Annotated in this window: 15 protein-coding genes; 8 read left to right on the forward strand and 7 right to left on the reverse strand. The window is 72.0% G+C overall.

The window, feature by feature from the left end:
* Window positions 1-20: 20 nt before the first annotated feature.
* Window positions 21-1,826 carry a GMC oxidoreductase gene (locus ACFZDC_RS10815; protein ID WP_391322323.1) on the forward strand — a complete coding sequence of 602 codons (1,806 nt, stop codon included), beginning with the start codon at window positions 21-23 and terminating at the stop codon, window positions 1,824-1,826.
* A gap of 662 nt (window positions 1,827-2,488) precedes the next feature.
* Here ACFZDC_RS10815 and ACFZDC_RS10820 read toward each other — a convergent pair.
* Entirely contained in the window at window positions 2,489-2,746 is a 258-nt protein-coding gene (locus ACFZDC_RS10820) for a chorismate mutase (protein ID WP_391322325.1), read from the reverse strand.
* A 327-nt stretch (window positions 2,747-3,073) separates the two neighbouring features.
* Between ACFZDC_RS10820 and guaA the strand changes: the two genes are divergently transcribed.
* Window positions 3,074-4,654: a glutamine-hydrolyzing GMP synthase gene (guaA, locus tag ACFZDC_RS10825; protein WP_391322327.1), complete on the forward strand. Its 1,581-nt coding sequence runs from the start codon at window positions 3,074-3,076 to the stop codon at window positions 4,652-4,654.
* A gap of 17 nt (window positions 4,655-4,671) precedes the next feature.
* Here the strand turns inward: guaA and ACFZDC_RS10830 are convergent, their stop codons facing one another.
* Window positions 4,672-5,133 carry a pyridoxamine 5'-phosphate oxidase family protein gene (locus ACFZDC_RS10830; protein WP_391322329.1) on the reverse strand — a complete coding sequence of 154 codons (462 nt, stop codon included), beginning with the start codon at window positions 5,131-5,133 and terminating at the stop codon, window positions 4,672-4,674.
* A 139-nt stretch (window positions 5,134-5,272) separates the two neighbouring features.
* On the opposite strand from ACFZDC_RS10830, the gene ACFZDC_RS10835 reads away from it, so the two are divergent.
* On the forward strand, window positions 5,273-6,067 hold the full coding sequence (locus ACFZDC_RS10835; protein ID WP_391322331.1) for a class II aldolase/adducin family protein: 795 nt from the start codon (window positions 5,273-5,275) through the stop codon (window positions 6,065-6,067).
* Here ACFZDC_RS10835 and ACFZDC_RS10840 read toward each other — a convergent pair.
* On the reverse strand, window positions 6,060-6,947 hold the full coding sequence (locus tag ACFZDC_RS10840; RefSeq protein WP_391322333.1) for a DUF4429 domain-containing protein: 888 nt from the start codon (window positions 6,945-6,947) through the stop codon (window positions 6,060-6,062). The two genes, ACFZDC_RS10835 and ACFZDC_RS10840, sit on opposite strands and share 8 nt — an antisense overlap.
* 191 nt (window positions 6,948-7,138) lie before the next feature.
* On the opposite strand from ACFZDC_RS10840, the gene ACFZDC_RS10845 reads away from it, so the two are divergent.
* Both ACFZDC_RS10845 and ACFZDC_RS10850 read left to right on the forward strand, forming a co-directional pair.
* Window positions 7,139-8,425, forward strand: coding sequence for a hypothetical protein (locus ACFZDC_RS10845; protein ID WP_391322335.1), 1,287 nt, complete (start codon window positions 7,139-7,141; stop codon window positions 8,423-8,425).
* 170 nt (window positions 8,426-8,595) lie between these two features.
* Window positions 8,596-9,117, forward strand: coding sequence for a DoxX family membrane protein (locus tag ACFZDC_RS10850; protein ID WP_391322337.1), 522 nt, complete (start codon window positions 8,596-8,598; stop codon window positions 9,115-9,117).
* 169 nt (window positions 9,118-9,286) lie between these two features.
* Here the strand turns inward: ACFZDC_RS10850 and ACFZDC_RS10855 are convergent, their stop codons facing one another.
* Window positions 9,287-9,499: a hypothetical protein gene (locus ACFZDC_RS10855; protein WP_391322339.1), complete on the reverse strand. Its 213-nt coding sequence runs from the start codon at window positions 9,497-9,499 to the stop codon at window positions 9,287-9,289.
* Entirely contained in the window at window positions 9,486-10,961 is a 1,476-nt protein-coding gene (locus ACFZDC_RS10860) for a PspC domain-containing protein (RefSeq protein ID WP_391322340.1), read from the reverse strand. Before ACFZDC_RS10860 ends, ACFZDC_RS10855 begins: the two co-directional genes overlap by 14 nt.
* A gap of 199 nt (window positions 10,962-11,160) precedes the next feature.
* Between ACFZDC_RS10860 and ACFZDC_RS10865 the strand changes: the two genes are divergently transcribed.
* Both ACFZDC_RS10865 and ACFZDC_RS10870 read left to right on the forward strand, forming a co-directional pair.
* The gene (locus ACFZDC_RS10865; RefSeq protein WP_391322342.1) at window positions 11,161-12,453 is read left to right on the forward strand and encodes a PspC domain-containing protein; all 1,293 of its coding nucleotides are present in this window, start codon (window positions 11,161-11,163) and stop codon (window positions 12,451-12,453) included.
* Complete coding sequence (locus ACFZDC_RS10870; RefSeq protein ID WP_391322344.1) at window positions 12,450-13,178, forward strand: LuxR C-terminal-related transcriptional regulator; 729 nt, start codon at window positions 12,450-12,452, stop codon at window positions 13,176-13,178. Before ACFZDC_RS10865 ends, ACFZDC_RS10870 begins: the two co-directional genes overlap by 4 nt.
* A 42-nt stretch (window positions 13,179-13,220) precedes the next feature.
* Here ACFZDC_RS10870 and ACFZDC_RS10875 read toward each other — a convergent pair whose 3' ends face one another.
* Window positions 13,221-14,285 carry an NlpC/P60 family protein gene (locus tag ACFZDC_RS10875; RefSeq protein WP_391322815.1) on the reverse strand — a complete coding sequence of 355 codons (1,065 nt, stop codon included), beginning with the start codon at window positions 14,283-14,285 and terminating at the stop codon, window positions 13,221-13,223.
* A gap of 426 nt (window positions 14,286-14,711) precedes the next feature.
* On the opposite strand from ACFZDC_RS10875, the gene ACFZDC_RS10880 reads away from it, so the two are divergent.
* The gene (locus ACFZDC_RS10880; protein WP_391322346.1) at window positions 14,712-15,065 is read left to right on the forward strand and encodes a hypothetical protein; all 354 of its coding nucleotides are present in this window, start codon (window positions 14,712-14,714) and stop codon (window positions 15,063-15,065) included.
* Between the two features lie 3 nt (window positions 15,066-15,068).
* Here ACFZDC_RS10880 and ACFZDC_RS10885 read toward each other — a convergent pair whose 3' ends face one another.
* Window positions 15,069-16,037, reverse strand: coding sequence for a tellurite resistance/C4-dicarboxylate transporter family protein (locus ACFZDC_RS10885; protein ID WP_391322348.1), 969 nt, complete (start codon window positions 16,035-16,037; stop codon window positions 15,069-15,071).
* Window positions 16,038-16,040 lie beyond the last annotated feature (3 nt).

Consider the following 16,040-nt stretch of genomic DNA (forward strand, 5'->3'; position numbering starts at 1 on the left):
GTTCTCGACGAGGAGAGCACGTGTCGCAGGAGAAGTCTGTCCAGACCCGGGACGAGGACGGGTACGACTACGACGTCGTCGTGATCGGTTCGGGGTTCGGCGGCTCCGTGTCCGCCCTCCGCCTCACCGAGAAGGGCTACAGGGTCGGCGTCCTGGAGGCCGGCCGACGCTTCACCCGCGACGCCCTCCCCAGGAACTCCTGGGACCTGAAGAACTACCTCTGGGCCCCCAGGCTCGGCATGTACGGCATCCAGCGCATCCACCTGCTGGGCAACGTCATGGTGCTGGCGGGTGCGGGCGTCGGCGGCGGCTCGCTCAACTACGCCAACACCCTCTACGTGCCGCCGAAGCCCTTCTTCGAGGACCCCCAGTGGCGGGACATCACCGACTGGCAGGAGGAGCTGAAGCCGTACTACGACCAGGCGCAGCGCATGCTCGGCGTACGGCTCAACCCCACCATGACCCCCTCCGACGTGCACCTGAAGGCGGCGGCACAGCGGATGGGCGTCGGCGACACCTTCCACCTCGCGCCGGTGGGCGTGTTCTTCGGCGACGGCAAGGACGCCGACGGGAAGGCGCAGGCGAAGCCGGGCGAGCAGGTGGCGGACCCGTACTTCGGCGGCGCCGGCCCGTCCCGCAAGGCCTGCACCGAGTGCGGCGAATGCATGACCGGGTGCCGGCACGGCGCGAAGAACACCCTGAACGAGAACTACCTGTACCTCGCCGAGAAGGCGGGCGCGGTGGTCCACCCCATGACGACGGTCGTGTCCGTCACGGACGACTCGCGGGGCGGGTACGCGGTGGCGACGTTGCCGACGGACGAGAGGAAGAAGGGCAAGGGCCGGATCTTCACCGCACGGAAGGTCGTCCTCGCGGCCGGTACCTACGGCACCCAGACCCTGCTGCACCGCATGAAGGCCGGCGGTCAGCTGCCGTACCTGTCCACCCGGCTCGGCGATCTGACCCGCACCAACTCCGAGGCGCTGGTCGGCGCGCAGACGGACAACCGGCGCTACCGCAAGGCGACCGGGGAGCCGAAGGCCGACTTCACGCGCGGGGTCGCCATCACGTCCTCCGTCCATCCGGACGAGAACACCCACATCGAGCCCGTCCGCTACGGCAAGGGATCCAACTCGATGGGAGGCCTGTCGATCCTCCAGGTCCCCTACGCCGAGGGCTCCTCGCGCGTCCTTGCCTGGCTGGCGAACGCGGCCCGCCACCCGGTGCTCGTCGCCCGCTCGCTGTCCAACCGGCGCTGGTCGGAGCGGACCATCATCGGCCTGGTGATGCAGTCCCTGGACAACTCGCTGACGACCTACCTGAAGCCCGGTGGCGTCGGCAAGGGCCTGCTCACCGCGCGGCAGGGGCACGGCGCCCCCAACCCCAAGCAGATCAAGGCCGCCTCCGAGGCCGCGTCCGCGCTCGCGGCCGAGATCAACGGCTTCGCGGGCAGCAACGTCGGCGAGCTGATGGGCACCCCGCTGACCGCGCACTTCCTCGGCGGCTGCCCCATCGGCGACTCCCCGGAGACCGGAGTGATCGACCCGTACCACCGGCTCTACGGCCACCCCGGCATCTCGGTCGTGGACGGAGCCGCGGTATCGGCGAACCTCGGCGTCAACCCGTCGCTGACGATCACGGCGCAGGCCGAGCGGGCGATGTCGTACTGGCCGAACAAGGGCGAGGAGGATCCCCGTCCGGCATCGGGAGCGGCGTACGAGCGGCTGAAGCCGGTGGAGCCGCGCGACCCGGCGGTCCCTGCGGACGCGTTCGGCGCGCTGAAGCTGCCGTTCCTGGGCATCCCGGCGGTGCCGCCGAAGAAGTAGCCCGGAACGGAGACGAGGGACCTGCGTCCCCCTCCGAACGCAGGTCCCTCGCTTCTTACCGTCTTCTTGATCCGGCAGCAGGTTTGATCAGTGAGAGGCTTGAACGGTTGCGCCGCCTCACGGGATTTTTGTGTGCCGTGAGTCACAGCGATGCGCCGGGTGGTCATGACGAAGGGCCCCGCGGGACGTGAGCCGCGGGGCCCTTCTTTCGTCAGCACCGACGTCAGGGCAGCGCCGGTGCCTGGAAGCGGCGCCGGGGGGTTGCGCCGCTGTGGTGTGGTCTCGACCTCTGGCGGACGGGTGGGGTCGGTCAATGCCGCTGCCTGCGCGGGGACTTGGGGGCTTCTACGCATCGTGCTGGATGAGCGAGGCATCCGCAACCGTTTGACCCGGCACTGGTGCATTTTTGCAATTTTCCGCCGGTCGGCCCCGGGCGTCCCCGGAGCCGACCGTTCCCTTGTGTGACCGGGCTGCTGTCCCCTGCCGTCCGGTCACTTCCCTGGAGCGAGGTCCCACGGCGCACGGCATGACCCGTACACCTCATCGCTCCAGCGAGCCACGCGTGGTTCTGTCGGGCCCGCCCCTGGCTGGCACGGACACCGGGATCAACGAAGCGGTGCGCGGGCCGGTCACGCGCCGTACGGGTGAGAGCGGGGCCGAACTCAGATGCGACCCCGGCACAGCTCCAGCAGCGTCATCGCGAGGGCGGTACCCGGCTTGCCGAGGGCCTCGCGGTAGCGGCCGAGGATCTCCATCTCGCGGGAGAGGTTCACGCGCCGGCCGCCGGAGGCGATCCGCGTCTCCTGGACGACGGTGGACACGGCCATCCGCTCCTGGATGAGACCGATGATCCGGTCGTCGAGGGCGTCGATGCGCTCACGCGCGTCGGCGATGGTCTGTTCCGGCGTGATGGTGGTCATGTCGGGGCTCCTCGGTGAGGGTGAGTGCCCCGGAACGGCAGGACCCGGGAAAACGACAGGCGCCCCGGGCCTTGTCGGCCCGGGGCGCCTGGTAAGTCGCTCGGCGGTTCGCTCAAGCAGCACGACCATGGCAGCCGGCGGGCCGGGTGCCATAGGTAAAGAAGCGGGTCGTCTGCGTGTGCATGGGGCCAGTATGCCACGGGAACCTCTGGCCGCCCCGCCCTTGCCAGGGTCGGAGCCCCAGGATGACGGCACGGGGGCCCACGCCCACCCCGTTAGAATCGGTAGCACAGACCCCGCCCAGACCGCCGGAAGGCAAGGCACCCCGTGTCATCAGCGACCCAGTCTGCCGCCACCCCCGACACCGTCCTGGTCGTCGACTTCGGCGCGCAGTACGCCCAGCTCATCGCCCGTCGCGTCCGCGAGGCGCGGGTCTACAGCGAGATCGTGCCGAGCAGCATGCCGGTCCAGGAGATGCTCGCCAGGAACCCCGCGGCGATCATCCTCTCCGGAGGCCCCTCGTCCGTGTACGAGGAGGGCGCCCCCCGTCTCGACCGCGCGCTCTTCGAGGCCGGCGTCCCCGTCTTCGGCATGTGCTACGGCTTCCAGCTGATGGCGCAGAGCCTCGGCGGCACCGTCGACAACACCGGCGCCCGCGAGTACGGCCGGACCGACCTGCACGTCTCCAAGGTCTCCTCCACCCTGTTCGAAGGCACCCCGGCCGAGCAGCACGTGTGGATGTCGCACGGCGACGCCTGCTCCGCGGCCCCCGAGGGCTTCACCGTCACCGCGTCCACGGACGTCGTCCCGGTCGCCGCCTTCGAGAACGACGAGAAGAAGCTCTACGGCGTCCAGTACCACCCCGAGGTCATGCACTCCACGCACGGCCAGCAGGTGCTGGAGCACTTCCTCTACCGGGGCGCGGGCCTCAAGCCGGACTGGACCACCGGCAACGTGATCGAGGAGCAGGTCGCCGCGATCCGCGAGCAGGTCGGCGACAAGCGCGCCATCTGCGGTCTGTCCGGCGGCGTGGACTCCGCCGTCGCCGCCGCCCTGGTCGCGCGCGCCATCGGCGACCAGCTGACCTGTGTGTACGTGGACCACGGCCTGATGCGCAAGGGCGAGACCGAGCAGGTCGAGAAGGACTTCGTGGCCGCGACCGGCGTCAAGCTGGTCGTTGTCGACGCCGAGGAGCGCTTCCTGACCGCGCTCAAGGGGGTCAGCGAGCCCGAGGAGAAGCGGAAGATCATCGGCCGCGAGTTCATCCGCGTCTTCGAGCAGGCGCAGGCCGAGATCGTCGCCGACGAGGGCCCCGCCGTGGAGTTCCTGGTCCAGGGCACCCTGTACCCGGACGTGGTCGAGTCCGGCGGCGGTACCGGCACGGCCAACATCAAGTCGCACCACAATGTCGGCGGCCTGCCCGAGGACCTCGAGTTCAAGCTGATCGAGCCGCTGCGCAAGCTGTTCAAGGACGAGGTCCGGATGGTCGGCCAGGAGCTGGGCCTGCCGGAGGAGATCGTCCATCGCCAGCCCTTCCCGGGCCCCGGTCTCGGCATCCGCATCGTCGGCGAGGTCACCAAGGAGCGTCTCGACCTGCTCCGCGACGCCGACGCCATCGCCCGCGAGGAGCTGACCGCGGCCGGCCTGGACCGGGACATCTGGCAGTGCCCGGTGGTGCTGCTCGCGGACGTCCGCTCCGTCGGCGTCCAGGGCGACGGCCGCACCTACGGCCACCCGATCGTCCTGCGCCCCGTCTCCTCCGAGGACGCCATGACCGCCGACTGGTCGCGGCTGCCGTACGACGTCCTCGCCCGCATCTCGACCCGGATCACCAACGAGGTCCGGGACGTCAACCGCGTCGTCCTCGACGTGACGTCGAAGCCGCCGGGCACCATCGAGTGGGAGTGATCCCGCTGATCGGCTGATCAGGTCCGCTTGAGCGTGCGCACCGGCTCTCCGGGCTTCCACACCTGGGTGACCAGGTACTTCTCGTTCTCGACGTAGGTGCGTACGACCTCCGTCAGCTCGGTGCGGAAGAGGTGGAACGGCTGCGGCGGTTCCACCTCTTCGACGTACGCCCCCTTCACCGTCGCCTCGACGACCTCGAGTGCCCGGCCACCTACCCGGACGTCCCCGCCGCCCACGTCGGCGCCCGGATTGGCCTGGAGCGCGAAGCGCGGGTCGCGGAGCAGGTCGAGTGCCTTGAGGGAGTTCGGCATCATGCCGAGCCACAGCTCTCCGTCCTGGAAGCGGACCTCCAGGCCGGTGGTGCGGGGGGAGCCGTCCTTGCGCAGGGTCGCGAGGACGTGATGCCGGTACGCGCCGAAGCGCTCCTCGGCGATCGCTGCCAGGTCGGGTGCGGCGGTGGTGAAGGCTGCCCAGTTCATACGCGCCACTCTCGCGGTCAATCCCGACAACCTCTGTCCGGTATCCGCTGCGTACGTCATCTTTACAAAACAGCTCTGCCCTTTCGCGCCGCCCGGCGGTAATTTCCGCCCGTACAGCAACCCCCACGCTGGAGGACCTATGCACGGGCCCACCCCGCCCCTGCCGCTGCCCACCGACCAGCTGCAGTTCGCCATGCCGCCGATGCACGAGTCGGTCGAGGACGAACGCCGGCACCGCAAGGAACGGCTCGCCGGCGCCCTGCGGATCTTCGGGCGCGCCGGCTTCGAGGACGGGGTGTCCGGGCACATCACCGCGCGCGACCCCGAGTTCACCGACTGCTTCTGGGTCAACCCGTTCGGGATGCCGTTCAAGCACGTCACCGTCAGCGACCTCGTCCTCGCCAACCAGGACGGGCAGGTGGTCGAGGGCCGCTACCACGTCAACCAGGCCGCGTTCACCGTGCACACCCAGGTCCACGCCGCCCGCCCGGACGTCGTCGCGGTCGCCCACTGCCACTCCGTGCACGGCCGGGCCGTCGCCGCGCTCGGCGACCTCATCGACCCCATCACCCAGGAGAGCTGCGCCTTCTATGAGGACGTGGCCCTCTACGACGCCTACACGGGGGTCGCCGTCGATGCCGAGGAGGGCCGTCGTATCGCGGCCGCGCTCGGCTCCCGCAAGGCCCTCGTGCTGCGCAACCACGGGCTGCTGACCGTCGGGGACTCGGTGGACGCGGCGGCCTGGTGGTTCCTGTCGATGGAGCGGTCGTGCCAGGTGCAGCTGATGGCGAAGGCGGCCGGCCGCCCGGTCCTCATCGACCACAAGATGGCCGTCGCCACCCGCGAACAGCTCGGCGGCGACCTGGTGGCCTGGATCAACTACCAGCCGCTGTGGCAGGACATCAGCCGCGGCGAACCCGACCTGCTCAGCTGAACCCCTTGAGCACCGCCGCCTTGGTCGCCGCGAACTCCTCGTCCGTGAGCACCCCGGCGCGATGCAGCTCGCCCAGCTCCCGCAGCCGCCGCAGCAGCACGTCGTGGTGGTCGGCCTGCGCCGGAACGGCGGCCGACGGCCCCTCCCGGTCCGCGTAGGCGCGGCCGGTGCGGGTGGAGGGATGGGGCAGCCGGGCGGTGACGGCCGCCGCGACCAGCGCGGTCAGCAGATCGCGCCGGACACTGCCCCACAGGTCGAGGGTGTAGGGATCCCGCTCGGGCGGCAGCTTGGAGAACGCCGTCTCCCGGGTCACGAACCGCAGGAAGCCGTCCTCGTACCCGGAGTTGGGCAGCCACTCGACCTGCACCAGGTCATGGAGGCCGATGATCCGGGGGCCGGTCGCGCGCTTGACCCGGTCGGAGCTGTCGGCCCAGTCGATGCGCACCTGGGCGCCGTCGAAGGAGACCGTGCCGTCGGAGGACCGCACCGAGACCGGCACCGGTGGTCCCGGCAGCAGATAGGCCGCAGCGGGCTCCTGGGGGACCTGGTCGAGCAGCAGCGCGTGCCGGATCTCCTCGGCGACGAACTCGGCGACCCCGCCACGGTCCGCGTCCACCGTCAGCCGGTAGGGATCGACGGTCTCCGGCAGCCGGCCGCCCGTGGCCTGCAGCAGCGGGTCGGCGCCCTCGCGCAGCCGCAGCCGCAGCCGGCCCCGCTTGCGCTCGGGTTCGTAGACGACACCGGACACCGCTTCGAGGGGTACGGAGATCTCCCCGTACGTCTGCCGGAACAGCGGTACCGAACGGTGGAGTCCGGGGGTGATCCGGATCGTGCTGCCGTCGAACGCCCAGGTGCCGTCCCGCTGGATGATCTCGGCCATACGGAGATTCTCGCAGCCGGGTCAACACGGCGGCCCGGACTTCACCCGCCGCCACCCCGGCCCGGCGGGCCCGGGCGGCCCGGCGTAGGGCACAATTCGCTGTCGGCACAGGGGAGTTGCACGGTGGCGAAACGGCCCGCACAGGGGCCCGCCGGCCGTGTCTCGGGTCGTGGGGAAGGCGGGCGTCGGACGTGGCGGTGCAGGAGGCGAGACAGGGCGCGGCAACGGGGGCCGACGGGGCGCACGGGGGCGGCTGCACCTGCGGTGACTGTCCGCACGGGGCCCGGGAGGGACATCGGCGGGCCGTCGCCGCGTTCCTGCACATCCGTGACGAGTTCGCGGCCGGGCAGGGCCTGCCGCCGGCCGTGGCGCACTCGGACTCGGCCTCCCGCCAGTGGGTCTCCGAGGAACTGACCCAGCGGGCGGAGGCCGTCGCCGAACGCGGCCGGGCGGAGGGCGAGGCGTGGCTGGCCCGGCTGTGGCTGCGGACGGCGTGCACGGTGTGGGGCGCGGTCGTCGTCCTGCTGCTCGCCGAGTCGCTCACCGCGGTGGGGGCGGGCTGGAGCGGCGCCCGGACCGCCGCACTGGTCGCCGCGCTCGTCGTCGCGGGAGCGCTGACCGCCGCCTCCTGGTTCCACCGGGCGCGGGGCGGGGCGCTGGCCCCGCTGATCGGCGAGGACCACCGGATGTCCACCTCGCGCGCGGTGGCGGCCGGCTGGGTCCTGCTCGTCGCCTACGCGGTCCTGCTGCTGGCCGGCCGTCTGGCCGTCGCCTCCGACGGCGCCGAACGCGACGCGCTGCTCGCCGGGCTCGACCTCGGGCGCGGGGCGGGCGTGGTGACCGTCCTCGCCGTGGTGTGCGGCATCGCGGTGCTGGTCCGCCGGGTGGTGGGCATGCGCATCCTCGGGCTGCGGCTGCAGAAGGTGCCGGCCCACCGGCCGCGCGCCGCCGACCTGCTGACCGACGACTCAGGCCGGGGCGCCTTCGCCGACCTCCAGTACGTCGTCATCAGCGCCGTCGCCGTGCTCTTCGCCGCCGTACGGCTGGCCCGCCGTCCCGACCAGCTGCCCGACCTGCCCTGGGGACTCGCGGTCGTCGTGCTGATCTCGGCCGCGACCTACCTGGCGGGCAAGTACGCCGAGGGCGGCCGCCCCGCCATCCTCTCCGTGGTCCGCGCCCGCGAACCCGGCGACCTGGACGGGCCGATCCGCACCGGCGACGACATCGAGATCCGCGGCACCGGCTTCGTCCCGCCCGGCGCCCGGAGTGCCGACCGCCTCTCCCGGTTGGTCGTGCGCATCGGCGCGGTCGACGTTCACGTCCCGCTGGTTCCCGTCACCGGCGGCTTCAGCAACCCCACGGACACCGTCCTGACCGTGCCGGTGCCGGCCGAGGTGGAGCCCGGATCGGTGGAGGTGCAGGTGGTGACCGCGGCCGGGGTGGCGACCAATCGGTGCGTCATCGAGGTGACCGACTGAGAGAAACGGTGAGCGAGGAGTTCCGTCCCTCGACATCCGCCCCCCCTCTCCCCTCCCAGGGCGCCCGGAAATTACGAAAAAACCGCCCGGGAGAGGATTGAACCCTCCCCGTCTGTCGTACGTATGCACCCGTGAGGGCTCGGCACGGCGGGCGAGAGGCGGCTGCAGCGATGACTCACGGCATTCGGACGGACATGCACACGACACACCCGAACCGCGGCGGCGACTGGCGGGACTCCGCCACCCGCTATGCCCTCCTTCCGCTCCGCATCTTCCTCGGGGTCACCTTCATCTACGCGGGCCTGGACAAACTCACCAACAGCGCCTTCATGAAGTCCGGCGGCGCCGGCTCGATCGGTGACACCATGCGCTCCGCACGCGCGTCCTCCGCCATCCCGGCGCTGATCGACCTCGCCCTCAAGAACCCGGTCGGCTTCGGCTACGCCATCGCCCTCGGTGAGCTGGCCGTGGGCATCGCCACCCTGCTGGGCCTGTTCGGCCGCCTGGCCGCCCTCGGCGGCGCACTGATCTCGCTCAGCCTGTGGCTCACCGTGAGCTGGGCCACGACGCCCTACTACTACGGCAACGACCTCATCTACCTGATGGCCTGGCTGCCCCTCGTCCTCGCCGGAGCGCCCTACCTGTCGGTGGACGCGGCCCTGCGCGCGCGGCGACAGCGCGGGCGGGACTAGGGCCCTTCTGATGGATCTCCGCGGCGTCGCGGCGTCCTGCACGCACGCTCGCCGCACGGCGCGAAGGGACAGGTGGCTCCGCCACATGACCCTCCACGCCGCACGCCGAGCGCACGCACCGGACGCCGCTCCTTCCCCCACGGAGATCCATCAGAAGGGCCCTAGGGCCCTAGCACTGACTCTCGGCGCCGCGCCGTCTGCGTATGCCCCGTGTCACGGCCGCCGTGACACCGGCCAGACACAGCCCGCCCACCACCAACGGGACGATCCCGAACCACGGGGTGTCCCACAGCCCGGCCGCGTCCCCGGCGTACACGGCGCCGGCGGCGGTGAGGAAGAGACCGGCGACCAGCCTGCCGGGCTGGAACTCATGACGCAGCACGGCTGACCTCCACCTGTCCGACGCCGACCTGGAGGTCGAGGTCCAGCGTGCCCGCGTCCTTGTCGCCGCCCTTGGCCGGGACCAAGGTAGCGTCGGTGTGCCTGGCCGGCTGCACGTCCACGTCCTTCCTGCTGTCACCGGGCAACCGGATGTCGCCCACCCCCACGTCGATGTTCATCCGCACGACCGCGTCCGCCGGCACGATCACCTTCAGCTGTCCCGCACCGACATGGGCGTCGGTGGTCACCGTGCGCCCCTTCGGGAGGCGCAGGCCGGTCAGATCCAGGGTGCCGACGCCGGTGCCGAGGTCGTACCTGGACCGCACGTCCGCCGTCGTCGCCGGCTTCCAGGATGTCTGCCGCCAGTGGGTCGTGACGTCCTTCGGCAGGGCCGTGACCCCCGCGAGCAGTGCCGCCGTGACGAGCGCCAGGAACACCGACCCGGCCCCCGTCCGCCCCAGGAACGCGCTGAGCGTGATGCCCAGGCCGAGGACCACGAGCGCGCAGGCCAGCCCGGCCTGCAGGCTGGTGCCCAGCGGGTGCTTGTCCCAGGTCAGACCGGTGCCCAGGCCCCCGGCCAGGAGGGCGAGCAGGAAGACCCAGCCGCCGATCCAGCGCGGGCCGCGCGGTGTCGGAGCCGCGGTGCGCGGCGCGTGCACGGAGCCGTGGTGGGGCCAGGGGGTGACGATGCCGACGTCGACGGCCGAGACGAGATCCCGGTCGCGGGCGTCCCCGGGGCCCCAGAGGTAACCGGTGCCGCCGACATGGGTGCCGTCCTTGACGATCGGATCCCGCCACCAGGACGGATAGGTGGTGACGACCGGCGGCGCCTGGGCCTCCGGAGGGGCGTCGGCGGCGGCCTGAGCGGCCAGCGGATCGGGGTCGGGGGCGCCGCGGCGCCGCGACCAGTACCCGGCGCCGGCCAGTAGCAGGGAGAGCACCACGGCGAAGGTCAGCACGCCCCCGTTCCTCAGCATGGTCAGGAAGATCCCGCAGCCGACCAGGGCGAACAGCACGGCGGCCAGCGCCTGGCCGTCGACCCGTCCGGTCAGCAGCTTGCGGACCTCGTTCTCCTCTTCCTCCCCGTACGGCACGAGCAGCCAGGCGAAGCCGTAGAAGATCAGGCCGATGCCGCCGGTCGCGGCCAGTACGGCCAGGGTGATCCGGAAGATCACCGGGTCCATGTCGGTCTGCCGCCCGAGGCCGGCGCACACCCCGGCCATCATCTTGTGTCCGCGGTCGCGCCGGAACCGGTGGGGCGGCTCGGCGATCTCCGGCTCCGGCGCCGACCCGGTCCCCTCCGTCGACCCCGTCCCCCCGGTCGCCTCCGCCCCCTGCGTCCCTTCCATCCCTTCCGTCTCTCCCGTCGCGGCGGGCGCGGCATCCGTCGGTCCGGTGCCCGGGGCCGGGCACGGGCCGGAGCCGGGTCCCGGACCCGTCGCGGCGTGCTCGTGATCCGTCATGCGTCCATGGTGACGGGCCGCCCGCCGCGGCGGCAGCCGGGATGACCCTGGACGAACCCTGAGATCGGCCCTGAGACCGCGGTGGGAGGCGTTCGAGGCACGGCCGGCCGGCCCTCGCGGACGGCCCGCTCGAAGATCAGGGGAGTCTAGGGGGCCGACCCTGATGTCCCGCCTCCGCGCCCATGTGACCATCGATGGCATGCCGGAAGCCGCAGCACTGCCCCTCGACGACCCGCGGCCACCGCGCAAGCTCTACCGCAGCAGCGACGGCCGCTGGCTCGGCGGGGTGGCGCGGGGTCTCGCGGGGCACCTCGGGCTGCCTGTGATCTGGGTCCGCCTCGCCTTCGTCGGCCTGTTCATGGCGAACGGACTCGGAGCACTGCTGTACGCCGCGTTCTGGTTCTTCGTGCCGCTCGGCGTCGGCGGCGTCGGCGACCAGAAGCCGCAGTCGCTGGTCGGCACCGCGACCTCGCGGGACGGCCGCCGCAGACTGGTCGCCCGCAAGCCGGACAAGGGGCAGATCGTCGCGCTGCTCCTCATGGTCATCGTGTCCATCGTCTTCGTGGGCAGCGTCAACCTGACCAGCGGGGCCAAGGCGTATCTGCTGCCCGCCGTCCTGGTCGCTGCCGGTGTCGCCCTCGTCTGGCGCCAGGCGGACAACGCCCGCCGGGCCCGCTGGGTCGAGGTCGGCAGCCGTCGGCGCACGCTGACCCTGCTGCGGGCGGGCGTCGGGGTCCTGCTGGTCACCGCCGGTGTCTCCGCCATCTTCGTCATGCAGGGCTCGGCCGCCCACCTCGGCGCCGTCCTGCAGGCCGCGCTCATCGTCCTGGTCGGCATCACGCTGCTCGCCGGCCCCTATCTGGTCCGTATGACCCAGGACCTGTCCGAGGAACGCCTGATGCGCATCCGCGCCCAGGAGCGCGCCGAGGTCGCCGCCCACGTCCACGACTCCGTGCTGCACACCCTCACCCTGATCCAGCGCAACGCCGACAACGCCGGTGAGGTGCGTCGCCTGGCCCGCGCCCAGGAGCGGGATCTGCGCACCTGGCTGTACAAGCCGGAGGGCACCGGCAAGGACGAGGCGGACGAGCCGGACACCGTCGCCGAGGCGGTGCGGCGCAACGCGGCCGAGGTCGAGGACAAGCACGGCGTGCCCATCGAGGTGGTCGTGGTCGGCGACTGCCCGCTCGACGAGCGGACCGGCGCGCAGATGCAGGCCGCGCGCGAGGCGATGGTGAACGCCGCCAAGTACGGTGGCGAGGGCGGTGCCGTGCAGGTCTACGCCGAAGTCGAGGGCAGGACGGTCTTCGTGTCCGTCCGCGACCGCGGCCCGGGCTTCGACCTCGACTCGATACCCGCCGACCGCATGGGCGTCAGAGAATCGATCATCGGCCGCATGGAGCGCAACGGCGGCACGGCCCGGCTGCGGGCGGTGCCGGACGGCGGCACGGAGGTCGAGCTGGAGATGGAGAGGGCGGAAAGGACGTCATGAGCGACGCGACCGAGGCGAACGGTACGGCGGGGGCGGCGGATCAGACCGGGTCCGGTGCTGGGAAGCGGCAGGTGCGTGTGGTGCTCGTGGACGACCACCGCATGTTCCGCACCGGCGTCCAGGCCGAGATCGGGCAGACCGCGGAGACCGGCGTGGAGGTGGTCGGCGAGGCCGCGGACGTCGACCAGGCGGTCACGGTCATCACGGCGACCCGGCCCGAGGTGGTCCTCCTCGACGTCCACCTGCCGGGCGGCGGCGGGGTCGAAGTGCTGCGCCGGTGCGCCGCGTTGATGACGGACGCCGAGCGGCCCGTCCGCTTCCTCGCGCTGTCCGTGTCGGACGCGGCGGAGGACGTGATCGGTGTGATCCGCGGCGGCGCCCGGGGTTATGTCACCAAGACCATCACCGGCACCGACCTGGTCGACTCGATCTTCCGCGTCCAGGAGGGCGACGCCGTCTTCTCCCCGCGCCTGGCCGGGTTCGTGCTGGACGCCTTCGCCTCCACCGACGCCCCGCCGGTCGACGAGGACCTGGACCGCCTCACCCAGCGCGAGCGGGAGGTACTGCGCCTGATCGCCCGCGGCTACGCGTACAAGGAGATCGCCAAGCAGCTGTTCATCTCGGTGAAGACGGTCGAGTCCCATGTCTCGGCGGTCCTGCGCAAGCTCCAGCTGTCCAACCGCCACGAGCTGACCCGCTGGGCCACGGCCCGCCGCCTGGTCTGACCCCTGACCGGCGGCCCTGGTCCGTCGCCTCACCGGCCGGCCTCACACCACCCGCGTGGCCCCGGCGAACGGCATCTGGTCGATCGGGGCCAGCCGGACCGGTGCCGACGGGTTCGGGGCGTGGATCATCTGCCCGTTGCCGACGTAGAGGCCGACGTGGCTGATGCCGGAGTAGAAGAACAGCAGGTCGCCGGGCTGGAGTTCCGAGCGGGAGACACGTCGGCCGGCGTTGATCTGGGCGTAGGTGGTGCGGGGCAGGGAGATGCCGGCGGACCGGTAGGCGGCCTGGACCAGGCCCGAGCAGTCGAAGGCGTTCGGGCCGGTCGCGCCCCACACATAGGGGCTGCCGAGCTTCTGGTAGGCGTAGGCGACGGCCGCCGCCGCGCGGGAGCCGGAGGCGGCGACGGACCCCGCCTGCTCCAGGGCCGCCCGGGGGTCCGAAGCCGACCGCGAGGCGTGCCCCGGCGCGCTGCCGCCCCCGGTGACCTGCGCCCGCTCCGGCGGAGTGAGCCGCGCCAGCAACTCGCGCGCCTGGGCCAGCTTCCCGGTGATGGTCTTATTCTGCCGTTTCAGCTCCGCCTGCCGCGACCGCAGCGACGTCAGCTCGATGCGGGCGGCGCCACGCAACTGCTCGATCTCCCGCAGCTGTTCGCGCACCCGAGCCACCGCCCCGGCCCGCCGTTCGCCGGCCCGCTCCGCGAACGCGGCCCCGTCCAGGTACTGGTCCGGGTCGCTGGAGAGGGCGAGCTGCCAGGCGGGGTCGATGCCGCCCTCGCGGTACTGCGCCGCCGCGAAGGATCCCAGCGCGTCCCGGGCCGAGTTGAGCTTCTGCTGCTTGCGTGCGGTCTCGTCCCGCAGCGAGTTCAGCCTCCGCTGCGCCGCATCCGCCTTCTCCTTCGACCCGTTGTACGTCTCGGTGGCGGCCTCCGCCTCCTGGTACAGCTTGTCCACCTTGGCCTTCACCTGCGCGGGAGTCAGCTGCGGCTCGGCGTTGCCCGTCCCGTCGAAGGCCGTGGCGGTGGCCGCCCCCGCCAGGGCGAGGGTGGCGGCCGTTCGGGCCGTGTTGCCGCTGAGCGAGCGCTGTCGGGGCTTGCGGTGCGCTGCCACCTGGACCGTCACGTCCTTCCGTAGGACTTCCGTGGGACTGCTGCGACCGAGCGTTCGAGGCGTCCGGCGGTGGCCCGCACAGGGGGAGCGGGCCACCGCCGGACCTTTCTCGGCGTGGTGGCCGGCTGCCGCCCCTGGCCCGGGCGGCGGTGGGGAGCCGGTCACCTGGAGGAGGACGCTAAACCCGTCTGTGACAGGTCGGTAACGCGGAGTACGGAACTGGCTTCGGTGGGTCGGATTGTGGCTGTAAGTGACCGAGTTGTCATGCTGGAGTCGTCACCTTCACGCAGCGTGGTGACCGATGCGCGGAACCCGGGACACATGGGAGCCCCACGGTGCTATGGAGCGCATATATGCAAGATCCACCGACGCCTCGGTCCCCCCGGTGGCAGGAGGCACCGAGGCCCCTCATTAGGCTCCGGGCTCATGGACGTACTCATCCATCTCCTCGTCGGCCTGCACATCATCGGCATCGCCGCGCTGCTCGGCGGTTTCCTCACCCAGATGAAGGCGATGGGCCAGGGCACGGCCCGCTTCGTCCCCGGGATGCTGCACGGCGCGTTCACCATGCTGGTCACCGGCGTGGCCCTGGTCGGCCTCAACGAGGCCGACGGCCACCACGTCAACACCCTCAAGATCGGTGTGAAGCTGGCCCTGCTGATCGTGATCCTCGGGCTGGTCTATGTGCAGCGCGACGAGGAGAAGGTGGACAAGCGCGTCTTCGGGCTGGTCGGCCTGCTGACCATGGCGAACATCTTCATCGCCGTGCTGTGGACGTGACCCTCAGCGCCGTCCGCTGATCCCGGAGCGGGCGTCCAGGGCCGCGCCGGCCGCGACCGCGAGCCACGCCGCCACCGTCACCCACGCCAGCACCCGCCCCGGATCTCTCAGCCAGCCGACCTCCAGGGCGGCCGCGACCGACAGCGTGGCCGCCGCCGTCATCCCCATCGGGAACACCGTCGCCCACCGCTGCATGTCGAAGCGCAGCCGGGGCCGGGCAACCTCGGCCACCAGCAGGACGACGTACCAGGCGAGGCTCAGGACGAGCAGCGCGACCGTCACGTTGCGCAGCACACCCCGGTCGTCGTCGTTCCACAGGTACAGCCGCGCACTGTCGGCGGAGAGCAGCTGCGCCCCGGCCAGCGCCGAGATGGCCAGCGCCCCGCCCGCGATCCAGTGGTCCCCGGCCCCCTCGCTCAGCCGGCGCCGATCGAAGTGCGGCAGCGCGAGGCAGTAGAGCGCCAGGCCCAGCCAGAACAGCACCAGCGCGGCATGCGCGAGCCATGCCGCCACCTCGGCCGCGGCCAGCGTGGCCGCCAGCACCGCAAGTCCCTGCGTGGCCACACAGCACAGGAACACCGCTCCCGGCATGCGCCGCTCCCAGCGCCGCACGACAAGGAACAGCAGCACCGGCCAGAGCAGCACCGCCAGCGCCAGCAACGCCTCGGCCAGGGTCTGCCGGCCGAGCGCCGAGAACCGGGTGCCGAGCACCGCCGTGGCGGCGACGGCGGTGAGCCCGCCAGGGCTCTCCGCCTCGGCCAGCCACCGCTGCCGCCGCCACCCCAGCCGTACGGCGAAGTCGGCGGCCAGCGCCACCCAGGCGAGGCAGGCCGGCCACAGGAAGACCAGGGACGCCGTCTCGTCGCCCGCCAGGTGCAGGGCCACCGACACGATGCCGGTCGCCATCACGGCGGAGCCCGCCGCCGGCGGACGCTCCGCCCACCACGCTCGCAGACCTGGGATGCCGGGCATGCG

This window comes from Streptomyces sp. NPDC007905 (assembly GCF_042959345.1).
Classification (GTDB): Bacteria; Actinomycetota; Actinomycetes; order Streptomycetales; family Streptomycetaceae; genus Streptomyces.